This is a genomic window from Salipiger pallidus, from assembly GCF_014643635.1.
Classification (GTDB): domain Bacteria; phylum Pseudomonadota; class Alphaproteobacteria; order Rhodobacterales; family Rhodobacteraceae; genus Salipiger; species Salipiger pallidus.
Genome location: NZ_BMJV01000002.1, coordinates 182,012 through 196,384, shown reverse-complemented (window position 1 = coordinate 196,384; position 14,373 = coordinate 182,012). Strand labels below are relative to the sequence as shown.

14 protein-coding genes are annotated in these 14,373 nt (G+C 65.1%); 6 read left to right on the top strand and 8 right to left on the bottom strand.

Going from position 1 to position 14,373, the window contains the following annotated elements; all coding sequences use genetic code 11:
• Positions 1-2 precede the first annotated feature (2 nt).
• Positions 3-1,307 carry a flagellar hook protein FlgE gene (locus IEX41_RS06640; RefSeq protein ID WP_188789454.1) on the bottom strand — a complete coding sequence of 435 codons (1,305 nt, stop codon included), beginning with the start codon at positions 1,305-1,307 and terminating at the stop codon, positions 3-5.
• A gap of 182 nt (positions 1,308-1,489) precedes the next feature.
• A complete protein-coding gene (locus IEX41_RS06635; protein WP_188789453.1) occupies positions 1,490-3,352 on the bottom strand; it encodes a hypothetical protein in 1,863 nt (620 codons plus the stop codon).
• Positions 3,353-3,444: 92 nt separating this feature from the next.
• Here IEX41_RS06635 and IEX41_RS06630 point away from each other — a divergent pair, with 92 nt between their 5' ends.
• The 5 genes from IEX41_RS06630 (at position 3,445) to IEX41_RS06610 (ending at position 7,094) form a co-directional block, all read left to right on the top strand.
• Positions 3,445-4,194, top strand: a complete 750-nt coding sequence (locus tag IEX41_RS06630) for a flagellar hook basal-body protein (RefSeq protein ID WP_188789452.1) — start codon at positions 3,445-3,447, stop codon at positions 4,192-4,194.
• Between the two features lie 12 nt (positions 4,195-4,206).
• Positions 4,207-4,992 carry a flagellar basal-body rod protein FlgG gene (gene flgG / locus IEX41_RS06625; protein WP_188789451.1) on the top strand — a complete coding sequence of 262 codons (786 nt, stop codon included), beginning with the start codon at positions 4,207-4,209 and terminating at the stop codon, positions 4,990-4,992.
• A 3-nt stretch (positions 4,993-4,995) separates the two neighbouring features.
• Positions 4,996-5,655: a flagellar basal body P-ring formation chaperone FlgA gene (flgA, locus tag IEX41_RS06620; protein WP_188789450.1), complete on the top strand. Its 660-nt coding sequence runs from the start codon at positions 4,996-4,998 to the stop codon at positions 5,653-5,655.
• Positions 5,652-6,410 (top strand): flagellar basal body L-ring protein FlgH, encoded by a 759-nt coding sequence (locus IEX41_RS06615; protein WP_188789449.1) that lies wholly within the window; start codon positions 5,652-5,654, stop codon positions 6,408-6,410. Before flgA ends, IEX41_RS06615 begins: the two co-directional genes overlap by 4 nt.
• 99 nt (positions 6,411-6,509) lie before the next feature.
• Positions 6,510-7,094 carry a flagellar basal body-associated FliL family protein gene (locus IEX41_RS06610; protein ID WP_188789448.1) on the top strand — a complete coding sequence of 195 codons (585 nt, stop codon included), beginning with the start codon at positions 6,510-6,512 and terminating at the stop codon, positions 7,092-7,094.
• Positions 7,095-7,113: 19 nt separating this feature from the next.
• Here IEX41_RS06610 and IEX41_RS06605 read toward each other — a convergent pair whose 3' ends face one another.
• The 5 genes from IEX41_RS06605 to IEX41_RS06585 all read right to left on the bottom strand — a co-directional run bounded on the left by IEX41_RS06605 (position 7,114) and on the right by IEX41_RS06585 (position 12,148).
• Positions 7,114-7,794: a flagellar hook assembly protein FlgD gene (locus tag IEX41_RS06605; protein ID WP_188789447.1), complete on the bottom strand. Its 681-nt coding sequence runs from the start codon at positions 7,792-7,794 to the stop codon at positions 7,114-7,116.
• A 19-nt stretch (positions 7,795-7,813) separates the two neighbouring features.
• Positions 7,814-9,205, bottom strand: a complete 1,392-nt coding sequence (locus IEX41_RS06600) for a flagellar hook-length control protein FliK (RefSeq protein WP_188789446.1) — start codon at positions 9,203-9,205, stop codon at positions 7,814-7,816.
• Positions 9,206-9,678: 473 nt separating this feature from the next.
• Positions 9,679-10,425 carry a hypothetical protein gene (locus IEX41_RS06595; RefSeq protein WP_188789445.1) on the bottom strand — a complete coding sequence of 249 codons (747 nt, stop codon included), beginning with the start codon at positions 10,423-10,425 and terminating at the stop codon, positions 9,679-9,681.
• A 328-nt stretch (positions 10,426-10,753) separates the two neighbouring features.
• Positions 10,754-11,710, bottom strand: coding sequence for a flagellar motor protein MotB (locus IEX41_RS06590; protein ID WP_188789444.1), 957 nt, complete (start codon positions 11,708-11,710; stop codon positions 10,754-10,756).
• A gap of 6 nt (positions 11,711-11,716) precedes the next feature.
• On the bottom strand, positions 11,717-12,148 hold the full coding sequence (locus tag IEX41_RS06585; RefSeq protein WP_188789443.1) for a Ros/MucR family transcriptional regulator: 432 nt from the start codon (positions 12,146-12,148) through the stop codon (positions 11,717-11,719).
• 518 nt (positions 12,149-12,666) lie between these two features.
• On the opposite strand from IEX41_RS06585, the gene IEX41_RS06580 reads away from it, so the two are divergent.
• Positions 12,667-13,263, top strand: coding sequence for a helix-turn-helix domain-containing protein (locus tag IEX41_RS06580; protein ID WP_188789442.1), 597 nt, complete (start codon positions 12,667-12,669; stop codon positions 13,261-13,263).
• Positions 13,264-13,306: 43 nt separating this feature from the next.
• On the opposite strand, the gene IEX41_RS06575 is transcribed toward IEX41_RS06580, so the two are convergent.
• Positions 13,307-14,326 carry a hypothetical protein gene (locus IEX41_RS06575; protein ID WP_188789441.1) on the bottom strand — a complete coding sequence of 340 codons (1,020 nt, stop codon included), beginning with the start codon at positions 14,324-14,326 and terminating at the stop codon, positions 13,307-13,309.
• Positions 14,327-14,373 lie beyond the last annotated feature (47 nt).

Below are 14,373 nucleotides of genomic sequence, written 5' to 3'. Positions count from 1 at the left end.
GATCAGCGCTTGAGGTTCACGGTTTCCGACAGCATCTCGTCGGCGGTCGTGATGATCTTGGCGTTGGACGAGTAGGCCCGCTGGCGCTGGATCAGGCTGGTCAGTTCCTGCGCGATGTCCACGTTCGAGGATTCCACCCCGCCCGAAGTCAGCGTGCCCGTCTCGCCCGAACCGGCCTGCCCGAGGTAGAAGTTGCCCGAATCCATCGACGCCGAGAAGGTCGAGTTGTTCGAGGTCTGCAGCCCATTGGGGTTGGCGAAGGTCGCCAGCGGCACCTGGTAGAGCGATGTGCGCGTGCCGTTGTCGAAGACACCCCACACGTTGCCAAACTCGTCGAACTCCACCCGCGTGAGCACGCCGCTTTCGCTGCCGTCCGCCTCGATGGAAAGCGGGGTGTAATCGCCCGAGAACTGGCTCAGCCCATCGAAGCTGCCCGGCGCGCCAAGCGATACGTTGACCGTCTGCGGCACGTCACCGTTGGGAATGGTAAGGGTCATGGTGCCGGTGGCCGGATCGAAGGCAAAGCCCGCCGGGTCGGCGGCCAGCACCGTGCCGTCGCTGTAGGCTTGCGGCGCGCCCGCGCCTTCGCCGCTGTTGGCGAAGGACATGGTAACCTGGCCGTAATCGCCGTTCGCGTCCGAAATCGTGACGTCCCAGGTGTTCGGCTCTGCCGTGGGCTGGAAGGACAGGGTCAGGCGCTCGGCCTCGCCGAGGGCGTTGTAATATTCGATCGAGGTCACGAAGGCATCGCCGGGGGTGTCGAGCCCGGTTTCCTGCGAGGGCAGATTGCCACTGATGCCGATGTTCTCGGTGATCGCACCGGCGATGGTCTGACCTGCGATGTTCACCGGCTCGAGATCGGCAAAGCTGTTGCGGTCCACCGACCCGAGGTTGCCGTTGGCATCATAGGGGAAGCCCATCAGGTACAGCCCCGCCGAGTTCACGAGGTTGCCGTCCTCGTCCGGCTCGAAGCTGCCGACGCGGGTGAACATGTTGCCCGAGGTGTAGGAGGCATCGACGTTCGAGTTGACCACGAAGAACCCACCGCCGCTGATGGCAAGGTTGGTCGCGACCGAAGTTTCGGAATAGTTGCCGTCGATGGTGTTGGTGTTCACGGTCGCGGTCTGCACGCCCGTGGACATCGCTCCGCCCACCGCCGACGCGGAGCCCGAGGTGATCATCTGCTCGAAGCTGCGGCGGTAGCCCACGGTGTCGGCATTCGCGATGTTGTACGAAATGCTCCCCACGGCGGTGGAGTTTGCCAGAAGTCCGCTGACGCCGGACGCCATCGCGTTGGAAATGCTCATAACAGCCTCGCCTCTTTGAATGTCGGTGTTCGGGCACCGTTCCCATTGGATATACAGAGCCCCGGTTTCACCAACTTTAAAACCGGGAGTCCTTTGCTATCTTTTCCACAGGCTGCCCATGACCTTGGCCGTTTGCGGCCTGTTCTTGCGCCCGTTCAGATTCGGCAGCTCAGATTCGCCCGTCAGTTCACATCCGGGGGGACTTGCACCCCGGACAGCCGGTCCAGCATCTCGCCGGCGCTGTCGAGCCGTTCACGCGCGGTGCCCTGCCGCAGCGGAAGCAACTGCGGCGCGACACTGGTGAGGGTCGCGGCGATCTCAGCCCATTGCGGCAGGTCGGTCAGCCCCTCGAACCGTGCCGCGAGGGTGGCGGCGGTGGCGGCGTCGCCGCTGCGGTGGGCGGCCAGCATGTAGCGGATGGCATCGGGCAACGGCAGATCATCCCCGGTGCGTTCGGCAAGCAGAGCATAGGTAGCCTGTGCCTGCAGCCAGTCCTCACGCCCGAACTGCGCCTGCGCGCGCAGCCGCAGCACCTGCTCGGGGGCACCGGCGCTTGCGCCCGCAACCAGTTCGGCCGCCTGCCCCGTCGCGTCGAAGTACCGCGCCTTGACCAGCTCAACGCGGCGGGCAAGCTCAGCGTCCTGCGGCTCGGGCGGGTCCGCCAGCAGGGCCCCCAGCGCGTCAAACTGCGCGCCCTCCAGCATCGCCTCGGCCTCCTTGACTGCCAGCCGCTCAAGCTGCGCCGAGGAGGTCTCGAACAGGCCAAGGTCAGCGCCCGCGGTCAGGTAGTCGCGGATCGCGCCGTATTCGGTGGCCGCCACGGTGGTCGCGCCAAGATCACGGAAGTGATCGGCAAAGCCTTCCGACACCAGCGCAAAGCTTGGCTCGAAGCGGAACCACGGGGTGAGGCGCGCATGCACCTCCATGAAACGTGACAGCGACAGGGTGCCGTTCTCGCCGTCGGCATAGAGCGCCTCGACAAGGCTCCGCGCCTTCTGCCGCGCGGCGCTGGCCTGCGGCGTGCCGGGATGGCGCTGCAACAGTCGCCCGTAGGTTTCCAGCGCGCCCAGCCGGTCTTCGGTAATGGCCTGAAGCGAGGCAAGATCGTCCAGCGTGCGCGCCGCGTGATCGTCTCCACGCCAGATCTCGGTCTCGATGGACAAGAGTTTTACCGCTTCAGCAGGCTCCAGCACCTCTTCTCGCAGGCCCAGATCGACGATGGCCCGCCGCGCCCGATGCGCCCAGAGATCGTCTCCGCCCTGCGCCCGGACATAACTGTCGAAGGCCGCGAGCGGGTCGTTTCCGGCTTCGGCCACCCGGCCCAGAAGGTAGTGCAGCGCGGTGCCGTCCCGCAACTCGGGGTGATCGGCGAAGCGTGCAGCGATGTCGCGGGCAAGGCCCCAGCGGCGGCTTTCGATGGCGCAGTCCAGCAGCGACGGCAACACGCGCGCACGCAACGGCGCCGGGAAACGGTCCGAGCGCAAGAACGCCTCGGCCAGCTCGGGCGCTGCGGCGGCGCAGTCCCCTGACTTCAGTTCCGACAGCACGCGCAGCATGGGCTGGTCCGCCCAGTCCTCGTGCTTCGGGTCCAGCAACTTTTCGGCACGGTCGGTCAGCGGCCGGTTCAGCGGGTCGGTCAGGCCGACCACCAGCTCGAGCGCCGCAGCGCGCAGGCGGTGGGCCAGCGGCAGCTCGGCCCCTGTCACGTTGCCAAGGATCGACAGCGCCTCCGAGGCCATACCGTGGGACAGGTGAAGCTCGGCCAGGTCCGTGAGCGCCCGCGCATGGGCCGGGCCCGCGCCTTCGGTGTCCAGCACCCGGGCCATGAGCTCCCCGCGGGCCTCGAGGAAGGGCAGCGCGCGCTGTGGCAGCAGGAACAGCACCGGCGGGTCAATCACCTTGGCGGGCCGCGCCAGCGCCGGCACGGGTGCGATGCCGTCATCGTCGAGATCCGCCAGCGCAACATGGGGCACCAGCGCGACCGCAAACGCTGCGGCAGCACGAATAGCCCAAGGATAGGCGAATTTATTTTTTTCACTCACCATGATTGTTCTTGATATACACAGGCTGAAATCGCATTGTCAGCAAGAAAAAGCCGATATTCCCCTGAACTGACAAGGATTAGGAAGGTTCGCCCATGGCCACCTCGACCTATGTGGCGCTGTCCCAGCTGACCGCCCTTGAGCGTCAGCTTGACGTGACGGCGAACAATATCGCGAACGCCAACTCCACCGGCTTCAAGGCCGAGCGGGTGCTGTTCGAAAGCTACCTCCAGCAAGACGAGAGCCTGCCCACCGATCAGGGCACCAACTACCTGATCGACCGTGGCTCGTACCTTGATGATCGCGCGGGCACCACGATCCAGACGGGCAACCCGCTGGACATGGCGCTGTCCGGCAAGGGCTGGTTCGCCTACGAGAACGCGGATGGCACGCAAGGTTTTGGCCGTGACGGCAACTTCGTGCTGGACCCGCAGGGCCGCGTGGTGACCACCGGTGGCGCACAGCTGCTGGACGCCGCCGGAGCGCCACTCAACCTGCCGCCCGCGGTTGCAGGCACCGTGAGCATCGCCGGAGACGGCACCATTTCCGGACCCGATGGCGCGATTTTGGGGCAGGTGGGCATCTTCGCCCTGCCCGACCGCCAGAGCCTTGGCCGCGCCGGTGGCGGCCTGTTCGTGCCCGAAGAGGGCAATATGCAGTTCACCCCCGATGACAGCGGCACCCAGGTGATCCAGGGCGCGCTGGAATCGAGCAACGTTCAGGCGGTGACCGAGGTTACCCGCCTCATCGACATCCAGCAGGCCTACCAGCACGCGCTGAACCTCGTCTCGTCCGATGACGAGTTGCAGAAAGAGATGCTGAGCCGCATCGGCCGCACAACCTAACGGAGCAGACAGATGAAAGCCCTCGGGATCGCCGCAACCGGCATGATGGCGCAGCAGACCAACGTCGACGTTATCTCCAACAACATCGCCAACGCCAACACCACCGGCTTCAAGAGCGCCCGTGCCTCGTTCAGCGACCTGATCTACGAGAACGTCTCGCGCGAAGGCGCGGTGACGGCGGAAGAGGGCAACACTCGCCCCGTCGGCCTTGACGTCGGCCTTGGCGTGCAGGCGGTGGGCACCGTTCGGCTCAACACCCAAGGCGGGCTGACGCAGACGCAAAACCAGCTCGACATGGCCATCGACGGGCGCGGCTACTTTACCGTGAACATGCCCGACGGCGAACAGGCCTACACCCGCGACGGGTCCTTCCGGCTGTCTGCCGAAGGGCAGATCGTCAACGCCAATGGCTACGAGATCGACCCGGGCATCGTGCTGCCGGACAACACCACGTCCATCGCGGTGTCCGAGACGGGCATTGTCAGCGCCTACGTGGACAACGACCCAAACCCCGTCGAGATCGGGCAGCTGACCCTGACCACCTTCGTCAACGATGCCGGGATGCGCCCCTTGGGCGACAACCTGCTGCAGGCCACCGTCGCCTCGGGCGATGCAATCCCCGCACTGCCCGGGGACGAAGGCGTGGGCATCCTGCGGCAGGGCTATCTCGAAAGCTCGAACGTGGACATCGTGCGCCAGATCACCGACCTCATCCAGGCGCAGCGCGCCTACGAGATGAACTCGAAGGCGATTGAGACCGCGGACCAGATGATGTCCTCGGCCAACCAGATCCGCTGAGCCATGCTGCGCCGTCTCGCCCTTCTGGCCGCGCTCGTGCTGGCCCCGCTGGCCACTGCCGCCGAAACCCCGACCGTGCTGGTCGAGGAAAAGGTCCGTGGCAGCTGGGGCCCCGAGCTGCCGCCCGAGGCGATGCTGCGGATCACCTTTTCAGGCAGTACCATCGAAGAGGCCGAGCTGATCTCGGACTTCTGGATGGACCGCGACAGCGGGCGCTTCTTGGCCAACGCGGTGACCGCCGAAGGCATCACCCACCGGCTGCAGGGCATGGCCATGCCGATCATGGCGGTGCCGGTGCCCGTGCGCTCGCTCATGCCGGGCGACATCGTCACCGAGGCCGACATCACCCTGACTGAAATGGCCCTGCGCCGCATAGGCGCCTACACCCTGACCGACGCGGAAGACCTCGTGGGCCAGCAGGTGCGGCGGATGCTCAGCCAAGGCCGCCCGGTGATGGCGCAGTCGGTGATGCAGCCGCTGGTGATCGACCGGGGCGACAAGGTCTCCATTCTTTACGACGATGGCCGGCTGGTTCTGACCGCCCCCGGCCGCGCGCTTGATGCCGCCCATCGCGGCGCAGAGCTGCGCATTGTCAATCTGGTCAGCAACCAGCCGCTGGTCGCCATCGCGCGTGAACCCGGCCTCGTCGAGGTGATCCGATGATCCGTTACCGCCCCGCCGCCTTGATGGTCCCCGCCCTTGCGCTGGCAGCCTGCAGCAGCCCCGTGTTCGACCGCGAACCCGAACTCAGCCCCATCGGCGTCGACCAGCAGGACCTGCAGGCCGCGCGCACCGTCAACGTCCCCATGCCGCCCCCCGAAGCCGAGCGCATCCCCTATCGCGCCGAGGGTGCGTCGCTGTGGGAACGCGGGTCCGGCGGGTTCTTCGCCGACCAGCGCGCCACGAAAATCGGCGACCTGTTGACCATCGTCATCGACATCCGCGACGAGGCCAGCCTCGACAACACCTCAAAACGCAGCCGCAGCGGTGAAAGCACTCTCGCTCAGCCCGGCTTCTTCGGCTACGGCAGCCAGATCGACAAGATCCTGCCCGGCGTCGGCCCCGAGGATCTGCCCAGCGGCGACATCGTCGACATCAGTTCGGCCACTTCCGCGCGGGGCAGCGGCTCCATCGACCGCAGCGAGGACATCTTCCTGCGCATGGCGGCGCTGGTCGTGCAGACCCTGCCCAACGGCAACATGGTCGTGGTCGGTCGGCAGGAGGTGAAGGTGAACGAGGAACTGCGCGAGCTGCGCGTCTCGGGCATTATCCGACCGCAGGACATCGACCGCGGCAACACCATCCTCTACGACAAGATGGCCGAGGCCCGGATCAGCTATGGCGGCCGAGGGTCGGTCAGCCGCCAGCAGGTGCGCGGCTACGGCGAGGACGTGCTGGACGTGATCCTGCCCTACTAGGCCATCGCGCTTACCATTATTAAGCCACGATTTACCAAAATTATCGCCCCATTGACCCGCGATACCGATTCCCGAAGCAGCCATTTTCGGGAATCGGACATGAAGAAAGCCTTGATCGCATTTGCCGGCCTGCCGCTGGTCTTTGCCGCCGCAGGATATGCCGGAGGTCAGGTGTTGCCCGTGAAGGAAACGCCTGCCGTCGCCGCCACCGAAACGGCAGAGCCCACCGCTCCAAATGCTGCCGAAGGCGTTCTGGACAAGCTTGCCGATGAAGAGGGCGACACCCACGCGGCCGCGGACAAGACCGACGCAGAGGCCACGCCCTCGGATCTCGCCGCGATGGAAGCCGCAGCCAATGATTCCCACGTTGTCCGTCTTGGCCGCATGAGCGTGCCGGTCTACGGCGCCCACAGCGTCACCTACATGGTGTCCGAGATTGGCGTGCAGATGCGCGACCTGGCCGCCGTCGCCGACTACAACGAGATGGACAACACCTCGCGCCTGCGCGACGCCGTCCTGGCTGCAATGCACCGTGCGGCGGAAGGCATGAGCCTGACTGGCGCAGTAATCGACACGCCGGAACTGTCGGAAAAGCTGAAAGCAGACCTCAAGAACGGGTTCGGCGACGCGGTGTCGGACGTGCTCGTGCTGTCCATGGTGCAGGCGGAAGTGCCGCGCAGCTGAAGCCGCGCGGCAGTCCCGATTACCTGACTTCCTCGATCATACCGGCGGGCACCTGTTCGCCGGTTTCAAGATGCAGCATCGCCAGCCCCTGCTCGTAGGTGAGGCTCGCGACTTGCGACAGGGCGTAGGTCTGCGCATTGACGGTGTTCCCGTCCGCGTCCAGCCCCACCAGTTGCATGCTGTAGCGGCCATCGGCCAGCGGCAGCCCCTCGTCATCAAGGCCATCCCAGATCACCTGGTGCAGCGTGCCGGTCGTGCCCGGAAGCCCGCTGATGTTGCGCACCACCCGGCCCGCCCCGTCGATCACCGCAAGCGACACGTCGGACGCTTCGTTGCCGAGGCGATAGCCCAGTGTCGCGTTGCCGTCCGACAGGGTCACATTGGACATCGGCGCCACCACCTCGCGCCCGAGAAAGTTAAGCCCCGACATCGCCGAAAGGCCCGACAACTGCGAGGCAATGCCTTCAAGGTTGGCATTCTGCACCACCGCCTGCTCCACCTGCGTCAGGGTCGCCAGCTGTGACACGAAGGCAGTGCTGTCCATGGGCTCGAGCGGATCCTGATTTTGTATCTGCGCGGTCAGCAGGGTGATGAAACTCTGATAATCCTCGCCCAGCTGGCTGAGCGACGAGTTGGCCGCACTGCCCGAGGCACCCGTGGCGGTGGCGGAGCTGCCGATGGCAAAGGGATCGATGGCCATGATGCGTGTCCTTTCCGGTTCAGACCGAGATGTCGACACCGCCGCCCGAAGGCATGGCGCTGCGCGAAGGTAGTTGTTCGGGCGTTTCTCTGCCGGCATCGGCCACGTCCCAGCCGGGCGACTGGGGCACGGGTCGGGCGCCCCAAGGCTGGCCCGGATTCTGGCCCGAATTCTGTCCCATGCCATGGCCTGCGTTCTGGCCTGCGTTCTGACCCGTTTGCTGACCAGCGCTTCGGTCTCCGAGGTCCCCGAAGCTGAGCGAACGGCTGTCCACCACATGACCCTGTTCCCGCAAGAGCGCGACAAGTCCGTCGCGGTCCGCCCGCAAGCTGCCAAGCACTGATGCCTGTTCGGCGCGCACGGATACGCTGATAGCACCGCTATCCTGCGCTGACAGCTCGATCTCCACCTGGCCAAGGCTTCCCGGATCCAGTCGCACCCGGATCACACCGTCCTGAGACACCTGGGCACGGATCTGGTTGAGGATCTGGGCGCTGTCCGGCAGCGGTACAGGCGCCCTTGGGGCAGCCTCCGGCGTGGCTACGGCTGCCGATACCGAGGCTGCTACGGTCACCGCTGGGGCCAATGCAGCGACCGGATCGGCGCTGGCGGCAGTGGCACGGGGCAAGGCAGGCTCAGCTGCCATGGCCGCAGGATCACGCGGCATTGCCCCATCCTGTTCGGCATCCACAGGCAGTGCCCGCAAGTCGAACAGCTCCGAACCAGTGCCATCCGGCACCGGACCATCGGCGGCCCCATCCTGAAGGGCCTCCCCCTGCTGAAAGAGACCCCGCGACGCAAGTCCCGCCTCGGATAGCCCATTTGTCCGAGGCAGAGCGCTCCTCACATCGGTCAGCGCGCCTGCACTTCGTTTCGTGCCAGCGTCCGGTGTCCTGAGCGCAAGGACAGCCGCAGCGCCAAGCACCCCTTTTGCGAGCGTATCAGGCTCAGCCCCCGGCTCTGCTGCGACCGCCTGCCTGAGGTCTGCCACGAGCCGTTCGAGCCCTTCGCGCAACGTCGTGCCCTCAGCCAAGCCGTCTGGCCACTCTGCGAGCCGCTGCCATCCAGACCCTTCGCCCTCCGGGCGCGCGTGCCCCTCCTGCACAGCGCCCCTCGGGCCCGCACCGTCTTTCCCTGCGTCCTCAAGCCCGAGCACGTCGCGGACCTTTTCGAACATCGCCGCAAGGCCATGCTCGCGACGGGCATCGCCGTCGCCGGCAAGGGTACGATCCGTGGGCACGGGGGCGCCGGCCAGGCCATCGAGCACTCCGCCTTCAAACCCGGTCACGGCGCCGGAGACATCACGCGGCAGGGCCTCGCCAAGGGCGGAAAGGATTGGCTCAACCTCTTCGACAAGCGCCTCGTCAGACAGGTCCGGATCCGCCAGCGCGCCCTCCAGATCCGACAGCAAGTCCTGTGCGTCCGGTGCTGACGGTTCGGCACTTTCCTCGGGAACCGTCGCCGGGCCCAACAGGCGTGAAAAAAGCCCGCCGCTCCCCGGGCCGCGCTCGCTGCCCGGCTCAACTGGACCAAGGCCGATACCGGCCAATGCGGACATTATGTTCAACATGCACCCGACAGGCTTCGCAAGAAGCCCCCACTTACAAGGTTTCGGCGACGTCGCGATACCGCCTCGGAAAGGCCGGTGTGTCGCGCTGCGACCGACCGCACCTGCCGCGCGAATGATCGCACCGGCCGTTCAGGCAAGCGCAGGTCTGCATCGGCCTGCCAGCCACGCATCCCTGAACGGCCCTGAGCCAGTGCCAGAAACGGCTTGGCCAGTGCTGATTTGTACAACGTCGCCAGCATGCGCCAAGGCCGCCTTATTCTTGTTTCCAAGAATAAAAATACACGCTTTGACGAAAGCCGAAAGAATTTAATGCTTTAATGGAAGTTAAAGCGCGTCGACAGGCCAAGCTCTACAGGATCGCTGTCCACCTTGGGCGCGCCAAGGCAGCACCGCAGTGCCGTGCTGGTGCGGGCACACCAGTCGCCGAATCCAAGAGTGTCGTCGGCCACATCCAGAATGCTGGCACCGAAGGTCTGCAACTGGGAGGCGCGGAACCCGGGATCAAGCCGCTCGAGATGGCGCTGCAGGCTCGCTTGCGACAGCATGTTGGGCAGCGCAACGATCGACTGCGGCACCATCCAGTGGCGACCCAGGGCTTGCGACATGCCAAGCGTGAAGGCATCGAGATCGAGATCCTCGCCGTCACGCTGAAGGGTCGCGGCGCGTTTCATTGCGGCCTGTGCCAGCCCGTGAAGCGCCTCGGTTTCTCGCTCCATGGGAATGTCACCACGGTCGAGCGCCACGATCAGCGCCTCCGCCACGGCACTGCCCAGCAGCTGGTCGGGATGGTGACGCCGCTGCGGCAGGGCGATCACGAGGGTATCGTAAGGCAGGTCGATCGGGAGCTCTTCGACGAGGACGTCGCCAAGCGGCAGGCCGGGGCCGACCTCCACCCCGTCATGCAGGACCAACGGATGCTTGCCATCAAGCTCCGCAAGCAGCAGCGCCATGCGAACCGGCAGGATCCGGGCGAACAGCGCCTCGAACCGGAAACGCGACGCGTCACTGGGAAGCCGCACGTGTTCGGCCCATATGAGTTTGAGCAGGTCCTGTCCAAGCATTCCGTTTGTCCACAAGCAAGTTACCGGGCCACCATATCGCAGCCGTTAACGTTCACGAAAGAACCTTAGTGTAAAGCGAGACACCATATGTGGGCAAAGTCTACAGCCGTGAATCTATATACAGACAGGTCAACAAAACCCGCAAACCTTTGAATACGTTGAACCTTGCTGCGGGCACTGCGAGCTTTGCGCACGCGAACACCCCGGAAATTTCCTTAACAAAGGAAAATTCCGGACCCTATATATGGCATAAAAGCAACGCAGCCCCCACAATATCCGCTTAGAACTGCGTCTCTTTTGCGGGGATCGAGCCCGAGGCCGGCGGGCCTCAGGGTGATGTTGCGGCGTCGGTCCGCACGACCATCACGCTGATCCTGCGGTTTTGCGGCGCATCCGGGGTCAGCCCCTCGAGTGGCTGAGTGTCCGCCAGCCCCGAGATCCGAGTGATCCGCCCGGCATTCACGCCGTTTTCCACCAGCACCCGCCGGGTCGCGTTTGCCCGGTCTGCCGAAAGCTCCCAGTTGGAATACGCCCCGCTGCCGCTGTAACGGCGCGAATCCGTGTGGCCGGTGATGGTGATCGGGTTGGGCAGGTCCGCCACGGCCGCAGCCACGACCTCCAGCAGATCGCGGGTGCGATCAATGATCCGGGCGCTGCCAGAGCTGAACATCGAGCTGCCCGAGGTGTCGACGATCTGGATGTCGATACCGTCCTGGCGGCGTTCGAACCTAAGGTGTTCCGACAGGCTCTCGAGGCCCGGCGCCCCGGCCAGGTCGCTGGTGATCTGCGCCTCTAGCCGGTCCTGCTCGGCTTCCCAGGCGGCGCTGTCACGTTCGTCCTGTGCTTGGTCCGCCGCGTCGGAGATGGTCGTGCTGTCCAGTGCCCCTTCAGGACGGGTGTCGAAAGGCACCGCCGGGGTCGCGCGATCATCGCGCAGGCGGCTGTCAAAGACCGCAAGTGGATTTTCCTGCCCGAAGCTCGGCAACTGCACCGGGGTCGCTGCCCCATCGGTCCCGCTCAGCACCCCGTCGGCGGCCAGCACGGTGCCGTCGAGCAGTCCGTCGCCGCGTCCGCCGCTTTCGGAAAGGCTGGGCGTGAAGTAATCCGCCAGGCCGCGAAGCTTTTCCTCGTCAGAGGCCGCAAGAATCCACAGAAGAAGGAAAAACGCCATCATCGCCGTCATGAAGTCGGCGTAGGCCACCTTCCATGCGCCGCCGTGGTGGGCATGTTCGTCACTCTCTTCCGTGCGGCGAATGACGATTGTCTGCTCGTTCTTGAGTGCCATGTTTCGTCAGGCCTCGCCGGGGACGATCGACCGGGCATAGGTGCCAAGCCCGGCCTCGCGGGCATGGGCGGCCTTCTTGCGCGAATAGCTCGGCGCGACCAGCGGGAAATCCTCTGGCAGGCCAAACGCCGTGCGGTAGGCTGCTTCGGTCATGCCATGCTCCGCCCCCAGATGCCGCTTGAGCATTTTGAAGCTGCGGCCGCAGCACAGGCAGGTGACCTTGTCTTCGGTCACGGCCTTTTCGACGGGAACCGCAGGCTGCACCTGTCCGTCCGCCGTGACCGCCGGCGCCGAAACCGGCTGCGGTACAGGGCCGCCAAGTTCGGCCGCAAGACGACGATACAGCGTGATAATCTCCTCCTGCCCGACATCTTTGCGTGACGCGTAGGCCGCCACGATGCGACCAAGCGTTTCTTCCTTGATGCCAAGATCAGACATTCCCGCCTCCGGAGTTCGACCCATTTGCGACCCGGCCGGCCGTGCTGCCGGCAACCGTGCAGATCCGCGCATGCCTTGTATCCATCACAGCTGAATACATCCTATGGGGGAGTTCAAGCCTTGAAAAACCCAATTTTCTGCACTTTTCGCACAAGGCTAGCGCGCCGTGCTGCGCAAAGATATCCTTGAAAGCAGCAAGGACAATATGTCCAAGACTGCGCCTTACGGCGGGCTGGGCGAACACGGTCTTCTGACCGCATGAAGCGCCTTGGTACAGCAGCGATGCAATCATGGCCCTGACTTCTTCTTGTTGCTCGTTTCTATGTCGCAAACACACACATAGAGCGCTAAGGTTAAACGTGATTGAAAAATCGCAAAACTTTCGTACAAACCTTGTTTTTTATTGGTTCGACCAAGGTCCGCCCGCGAATATGCAAGCCAGAGCGTCCTTTTCCGTCGTGGTTGAGCGTGACAGCGCCCTCAGGTCTGCCTGGACTCGATTGCTGCAGGACAGCGGCATGCCCAAGGTCTTGCGGCGCGAACGGCCCTCGGAATTGCGCGGGCTCTTGACTGACAGCGCCCCACTCGAAGCGATGATCGTCGGCCTATCGCGCCGCCAAATGCCGGACGAGCCACAACTGGGCCTCGTTGCGCTTGCGCGGCGGCTCTGCCCCGGCGCGGTCATCATCGCAGTGGATCATTCGGGCCGGTCCCGCGCCGCTGTCGAAGCCTTCGCTGCCGGAGCTGACGACGTGTTGGGACCCGGCCATGACCCCGCCGAACTGCGCGCCCGTTTAGCCCTGCGCTTGCAGCGGCACAGCTCCTCCGAACGACGCGGCGCACGACTGGCCCGACTTGGGCTGACGCCGATCGAAGAGCAGATCTACCGCCACCTCAGCGACCACATGGGCGAGGTGGTCGATCGCGCCGACCTGGCGCATGTGATCGGCATGCAGGACTGGAGCTATGGCGATCGCCGCTTCGACGTGCACATCGCCCGCATCCGGCAGAAGCTGGAAGACCGGTCAGACGGAGAACTGGTCGTACGGTCGATCCGTGGGCGTGGCTATGTGCTTGAACGTCATCGGCAAGGTCACCCGCGCCAAACGACGTAGCGCAGGACCGGCTAACGATTCAGCAAACCGACACTTTAGACAATCAGCGGCTGGCCAGCTGCGTGTCCGCCACGGTCTGGGGCGCGAGCCATTGCGTCAGCACCGGATGGCCTCCATCGCGCAGGACACTGCCCGCCGCGAGCCCGACACAGACCATGCACAAGAGCATCGCGTAGAGCGGCCGGAACAGTCGGGCACGCCGGACCGGCGCGGGCGCGGCTTCGGGCTCCTGTTCAGGCGGCACCAGTGCCCCCGGGGTCACGAACACCCCCTGCCCCGTCACCGTTACATCCGCCACCCTGGCGCCCTTGGCATAGCGCTGGCGCAGGGCCGCCGGGAACTGTCCCTCGGGCATGTCGAGAACCAGCGGCTCGCCGGGGCGCCACTTTCCTACCGTTTCGCGCGGGACCACGAAGCATGAATAATCGTCGCGGAAGCCGACCTTTGCCGCGCGCCGCGTGGGCGTATTGATCCCGACAGGCGCACCGCCAAAGACAAGGCGGACGCTGCCATGCTCGACGGACAGCACCGCTTCGGTCAGGGCGCAGTCGTCATCCGACACCATCGTTGCGAAGCCCTCGGGCAGATCCGGCGCGGGCTCGGGGCGGCGGGTCTTGGAGCGGACCTCGGACAAGTGCAGGCGCGGCGTCCAGCGAAAGGTCTCGGACAGCGACGGCACCTTGGGCAGAGGCAACGGCGAGGGTTTCGGCGCGGCCTTCCTTTCGGCTTCGAAGCGGTGGTTGATGAGGTAATCCTGCGCCAGCTCGGCGAGGTCATCCTCGTCCTCGATCAGCGCCAGCAGCTTCTGCTCGTCGGTGAACAGCACGCGGCGGGTGGGATAGCCTTCGGTGCTGGGCACGACGGCGAAATGCCGGTCCGGACAATCAAGCACCGCTGCGGCCTTTCTCAGCACACCGGAGCGTTCGGTATCGTGATGCAACAGGATCTCGCACAGGCCCGCTCCGTCGAGACAGAGCACCAGCCCGATCTCTTCCGGCCAGTCGACAAACACATGTCCAAGATCATGAGCGTCGAAGAAATAGGCAAGCTTGTCGGTGAGCACGACCGCAACTCCAAGAACTGTCCCGCGATATCCTCAAGCTATCCTTG

What these genes read in the sequence shown, in the direction of transcription:
- IEX41_RS06640 (WP_188789454.1), bottom strand. Translation starts at nt 1,307, where the DNA reads ATGAGCATTTCCAACGCGATGGCGTCCGGCGTCAGCGGACTTCTGGCA.
- IEX41_RS06635 (WP_188789453.1), bottom strand. Translation starts at nt 3,352, where the DNA reads ATGGTGAGTGAAAAAAATAAATTCGCCTATCCTTGGGCTATTCGTGCT.
- IEX41_RS06630 (WP_188789452.1), top strand. Translation starts at nt 3,445, where the DNA reads ATGGCCACCTCGACCTATGTGGCGCTGTCCCAGCTGACCGCCCTTGAG.
- flgG (WP_188789451.1), top strand. Translation starts at nt 4,207, where the DNA reads ATGAAAGCCCTCGGGATCGCCGCAACCGGCATGATGGCGCAGCAGACC.
- flgA (WP_188789450.1), top strand. Translation starts at nt 4,996, where the DNA reads ATGCTGCGCCGTCTCGCCCTTCTGGCCGCGCTCGTGCTGGCCCCGCTG.
- IEX41_RS06615 (WP_188789449.1), top strand. Translation starts at nt 5,652, where the DNA reads ATGATCCGTTACCGCCCCGCCGCCTTGATGGTCCCCGCCCTTGCGCTG.
- IEX41_RS06610 (WP_188789448.1), top strand. Translation starts at nt 6,510, where the DNA reads ATGAAGAAAGCCTTGATCGCATTTGCCGGCCTGCCGCTGGTCTTTGCC.
- IEX41_RS06605 (WP_188789447.1), bottom strand. Translation starts at nt 7,794, where the DNA reads ATGGCCATCGATCCCTTTGCCATCGGCAGCTCCGCCACCGCCACGGGT.
- IEX41_RS06595 (WP_188789445.1), bottom strand. Translation starts at nt 10,425, where the DNA reads ATGCTTGGACAGGACCTGCTCAAACTCATATGGGCCGAACACGTGCGG.
- IEX41_RS06590 (WP_188789444.1), bottom strand. Translation starts at nt 11,710, where the DNA reads ATGGCACTCAAGAACGAGCAGACAATCGTCATTCGCCGCACGGAAGAG.
- IEX41_RS06585 (WP_188789443.1), bottom strand. Translation starts at nt 12,148, where the DNA reads ATGTCTGATCTTGGCATCAAGGAAGAAACGCTTGGTCGCATCGTGGCG.
- IEX41_RS06580 (WP_188789442.1), top strand. Translation starts at nt 12,667, where the DNA reads ATGCCCAAGGTCTTGCGGCGCGAACGGCCCTCGGAATTGCGCGGGCTC.